At 64.6% G+C, this 4,929-nt stretch carries 3 protein-coding genes; 1 reads left to right on the plus strand and 2 read right to left on the minus strand.

Going from position 1 to position 4,929, the window contains the following annotated elements:
* Window positions 1-883 (minus strand): cache domain-containing protein (locus AAC083_RS06830; protein WP_258224621.1); only part of this gene is annotated, 883 nt, incomplete at its 3' end.
* Between the two features lie 296 nt (window positions 884-1,179).
* On the opposite strand from AAC083_RS06830, the gene AAC083_RS06835 reads away from it, so the two are divergent.
* Entirely contained in the window at window positions 1,180-3,030 is a 1,851-nt protein-coding gene (locus tag AAC083_RS06835; RefSeq protein ID WP_108536160.1) for a M3 family metallopeptidase, read from the plus strand.
* Window positions 3,031-3,097: 67 nt separating this feature from the next.
* On the opposite strand, the gene AAC083_RS06840 is transcribed toward AAC083_RS06835, so the two are convergent.
* Window positions 3,098-4,929: glycoside hydrolase (locus AAC083_RS06840; RefSeq protein WP_108536161.1), on the minus strand; the 1,832-nt coding region annotated here is incomplete at its 5' end.

The following is a 4,929-nucleotide window of genomic DNA, read 5'->3' on the forward strand; positions in this document are numbered from 1 at the left end:
GTTGAGCCAGCTGATCCCGCTGGCTGTTGACCGCCTGATTGGTCTGCTCGGCGGCGGCGGCGATGCGCAGGGCGGCATCCGCCACGTTGCGGGCACCCTGGCTGGCCTCGATCAGTGCGTGACGGATGGCGTCGAGCCCCTGGTTGGTGCAGGTGGCGACGACACCCAGCTCATCTTTGCCGTGTATCGGTATGCTGACCACCAGATCCCCGGCCGCCACCTGCTGCATGGCCCGCTTGATCTCGGCCAGCGGATTGACGATGGAGCGACTGATGGCAAACCCCAGCAGCCCCATCAGCAGGATCACCAGCAGGGTGGCGCCTCCCATTAGCTGGTACTGGGACCAGATGGTGGCCTCGATGTCTTGCAGCGGCACGCCGGATCCCAGGATCCAGCCCCAGGGCTGGTAGCCCGCCACCAGCGACATTTTCTGGGCCGTCTCACCCGTGGGGGCAATCCATTGATATTCCAGCCGGCCATGCTGGCCCCCCTTGCCAAGATCCACCATGCGCTGCCAGTGCGCCCCGGTGGTTGTGCCGCTCTCTCCCATCTGCTGGCCGACCAGCTCCGGTTTGGTGGGGTGCACCACCACGTGGCGGGTCTCATCGATCACGAACAGATAGTTGTCGCCATCGAAGCGCATGCTGCTGAGCATGGCCTTGGCTTCGGCCTGGGCCTGAGCGGCGGGCAGTGTGGTAGCGAGGGCCTGGATCCGGCTCATGGCGAGATCCAGCACAGCCTGCAGTCGTGCCTCCCGCTCACTCATCAGATTGCGATGCAAGGCACTGGCCGAGATGAGCAGCAGTGCGATAAAGCCGACCAGTGCCAGTGAGAGCAGCAACATCAATTTGCGGCTCACGGCGATATCACCGAGCTTGAACATAAGCTATTCCTTCTTTCCCGTACGGGTCTGGTTATGGCCAGTCATGACGATGGCCCTGATTATTTTGGTGTTAACATTTAATTAACTTTCAATGATTTGTGGTGACTGAACGCTAATTGAGCGTGTTGACAATTAGTATAGCCAGCAGACAGAAACCCTCACTTTTGGTAGCGTGGTTGTGCGCATCCCGGCGCACTATTTGCCTGCCCTATTTGCAAAAAGTGTGAATGAGTTGGCATTTCACCAAAAAAAGGAGTGGGCGCCCCAGGGGGCTGCCCCATAACAAGAGGGAATTTATGAGTTCCATTGCCAGGAATTACTTGAACCAGCTCAACGCCGACTACCTGCAGGTACACAGGCGCAAGGAGGACCTGTTCTGGTCCACCTACATGGGCACCAGTGACAATCAGGCCGGTTTTACCGCCGCCGAGCAGGCCTACAAGGCCTTCTGTGCCGATCCTGCGCGCCTGCCGGTACTGAGGGAGATGCAGGCCCTGGCCGAGGAGACAGAGCTCAAGCGAGGTCTGGGGGGCTGGATTGCCTTCTTCGAGTGCAATGTCATCGAGGATCCGGCGGCCGCCGCCCTGATGGATGAGCTGGTAGCGGCCGAGGCGACGCTGTTCGCCCGTCGCCGGGAGCTGAAGCTGACCTTGCTGGACGAGCAGGGCCGCCAGGTGTCCGGCAGCCTGCCCGCCGCCAGCACGGCACTGGCTGCCAGCGCCGATGAAGCGGTGCGCCAGAGCGCGCTCGCCATGTTCCATACCCTGGAGCAGTGGGTGGTCGACAACGGCTATCTGGAGATAGTGCTGCTTCGCAACCGCTTCGCCCGCGCCATGGGCTATCGCGACTATTTCGATTACAAGGTGCGCAAGAACGAGCAGATGAGCCCGGCGCAGCTGTTTGCTGTGCTGGATGACTTCATCGCCCGCACCGAGCAGCGGGTGCACCAGAGCCTGGCGGAACTCAAGGCGGCCAAGGGGGAGGCGGCGCTCTTGCCCCACAACCTGCATTACTTCGTCAGCGGCGACGTGACCCGTCAGCTCGATCCCTATGTGCCCTTCTCCCGGGCGCTGAAGGATTGGGTCGAGAGTTTCCGCCGGCTCGGCATCCAGTATCGGGACGCGACCCTCACCCTGGATCTGCTGACCCGGGAGGGGAAATACGAGAACGGCTTCTGCCACGGCCCTGTGCCCAGCTTCTGGCAGGAGGGCAAGTGGGTGCCCGCCGTGGTCAATTTCACCAGCCTGGCCAACCCGTCTCAGGTAGGCAGCGGCTGGAGCGGCCTCAACACCCTGTTCCATGAGGGGGGCCACGCCGCCCACTTTGCCAATGTGACCGGCAACGCACCCTGTTTCTCCCAGGAGTTCCCGCCCACCTCCATGGCCTATGCCGAGACCCAGTCCATGTTCTGCGACAGCCTGCTGGACGATGCTGACTGGCTCAAGCGCTATGCCAGAAACGAGGCGGGGGAGGCGATCCCCGATTCGCTCATCAAGGCGATGATAGAGGCGCGCCAGCCCTTTCGTGCCTTCAACGAGCGCCAGATAGCGCTGGTCTCCTACTTCGAGCGAGATCTCTACGCCATGGCCGACGGCGATCGCACCCCGGCCGCCGTGCTGGCGCTGGCTCGCCAGTGGGAACGCAAGATCCTCGGCACTGAGAGCCCGCGTCCGCTGCTGGCCATTCCGCACCTCCTTAATCAAGAGTCGGCTTGTGCCTACCACGGCTATCTGCTGGCGCTGATGGCGGTGGAGCAGACCCGCGCCTACTTCCTCAAGCGTGACGGCTATCTCACCGACAACCCGCGCATCGGGCCGGATCTGGCCGCCCACTACTGGGGGCCGGGCAACGGCATGACCCATGACCAGACGCTGCAGAGCCTTACCGGCGAGGGCTTCAGCGCAGCCCCCCTGGCCCGGGTATGCAACCAGAGCGTCGCTGATGCCTGGGCGCAGGCCCAAGCCTGCATGGCGGCGGCGCAGCAGCGGCCGCCGGCGGGCGAGGGTGCGCCGCTCAATGCCCGCATCCGGGTGGTGCACGGGGATCTGCTTGTCGCCGACAACAGCCATTCGGAGGCAGCCATGCTGGCCGACTTCGAGGCCTGGATCCGGCGCTATGGCGAGGCCGAGCACGCCACCCTGAGTTAGGAAACCCCGCCTGCAAAAGAGCCCTGCCAATTGGCAGGGCTCTCTTTTTAGATGACGAGCGGGGGCGTCACATCTTCAGCAAGGTCACCGGCTTGCCCTTGAGGGCGACCAGCAGCTGCCTGCCCGGCAGCTTGTGGCCATCGAGTATCATGGTGCTTTGGCTGAAGTTGGCCACCAGCCGGCTGCCATCGGAGAAGCGGGTCTCCTGCACCCGGCCCACCCCGTCCCGCCAGCGGAATCCCACCAGCGCCTTGTCCCACAGCGCCTCGTGCAGCGGGGCAAACTGGCTGTCGAGCCTCACCAGCTCCGGCAGGCGACTGTCCAGCGTACTGCGGCTCAGGTTGACAAGCGGTGGCGTGTTGTAGAGCAGGCCGAGCAGGGCGCGCTCCTCCCTGATGCCCGGGAACTTGAGGTTGTCCAGCAGCCAGTGGTGGCTATTGAGCACAGCGTCGTGGAACACGGCCTGGTAGAGGGGCAGTCGATCCGCCGGGTTGAACACGGTTTTCAGGTAGCGCGGCTTGAGCCGGGCAGGCTGGAAGAAGAGCTGCGGCGCCTCGTCCGGCCACCATTTGCCGAGGTAGTAGGGGGACTTGGCCTGCTGGCGCATGGCGGCATCCTCCCAACCGAAGCCCCAGCTCTGGATGCCGTGGGCAAACATCAGCGGCTTGCTGGTGAGGGCGTTGCCATCCTCCGAGCCCAGCACCAGCCCGAGCCGCTCCCCCACCCAGCTCATGCGGGCGTTGCGGTCGGCGATCATGGCCTGGCTGCCCTGCTGGTGAGCCGGGTTGTCATCGTTGGAGGCCATGGCGGTGCCGTCCACGTCGAGGAACAGGCTGTTGATGCCGCTGGTCCTGGCTAGCTCGCTCATGCGGCTCTTGGCGAAGGGCAGGGTGCAACCCGGGTTGAGGTAGACCCCTTCTCCGCCGAATCCGGGCTTGGGTTTGCCGTTGGCCTCGAGGATGGCGCAGCGCTTGCCGATCTCGACAGGCAGCTGGGCGGTGAGCCAGCTGTCGTTGCTGCCGGGGGGGATGGCGGTATCGTAGGAGTCATAGCTGCCCACCAGATAGCCCAGGCGCTGAGCGGCGGTGAGGGCATCACCCTGTTGCAGGGCGGCCGTCCATTGCGGTGTGCCGAGCCAAAGCTTGCGCAGCCCCGCCTGTTGCAGCGCCTCAACCACAGGCAGCGATAGCCCCTGGCCCCAGCGCTCCTGCGCCACCAGCTGCTCGCCGAACTGGCCCTTGACCCACTGCTGGCGCAGGGCCAGCACCTTGCTCTGGCTCAGGGGGCCCTGCTGGGCAGGCAGGGGCAGCAGGCTGGCAATCAGCCGGTTGAGGCCGGCCATGATCAGCGTCTGCTGCCAGGGCTCGGGCGCCGAAGCCGCCAGTGCCGCTCGCTCCTCGCCGCTGAAGCCTTGCAGCCAGGCTGGCTTTTGCCGGAGTGTGGCCTGCAGGCCGGGCCAATCCTTCACATCCTGCCTGTCGAGCAGGGCATCGCCCCACAAATAGACATGGCTGGCGCCGATCAGCCGCCGACCGGCAGGAATGCGGGCAAACTTGTCGGCGAGTGACTGCCAGGCTCCCTCGCCCTGCAACCACTCCCGGTAGCGGCGGGCACCGGCCAGCCAGTCATCCCCCACGCTCAAGCGCACCACCATAGGGGCCTGCCGGTTGACGCTGTTGAACTCGTGCTGGGCGCTCAACTGCAGCCGCCCCCCCTTGCGGGTGAAGCTGAGCTGGTTGTCATAAGGGGTCTGCAGGATCCAGCTGTAGGTCTGCTTTCCCGCATCCTGGCTCCAGAGCGGCAGCTTGAGGTCGTGGTGGGTGTTGAGCTCGGCCAGCTCGTCGCCGACATAGCCGAGCCAGTCGCTGTCGCGTACCGAGAAGCGGCTGCCCTCGCCAA

The organism is Aeromonas sp. HMWF014 (assembly GCF_963878295.1).
In the GTDB taxonomy this organism is placed as follows: Bacteria; Pseudomonadota; Gammaproteobacteria; order Enterobacterales; family Aeromonadaceae; genus Aeromonas; species Aeromonas popoffii.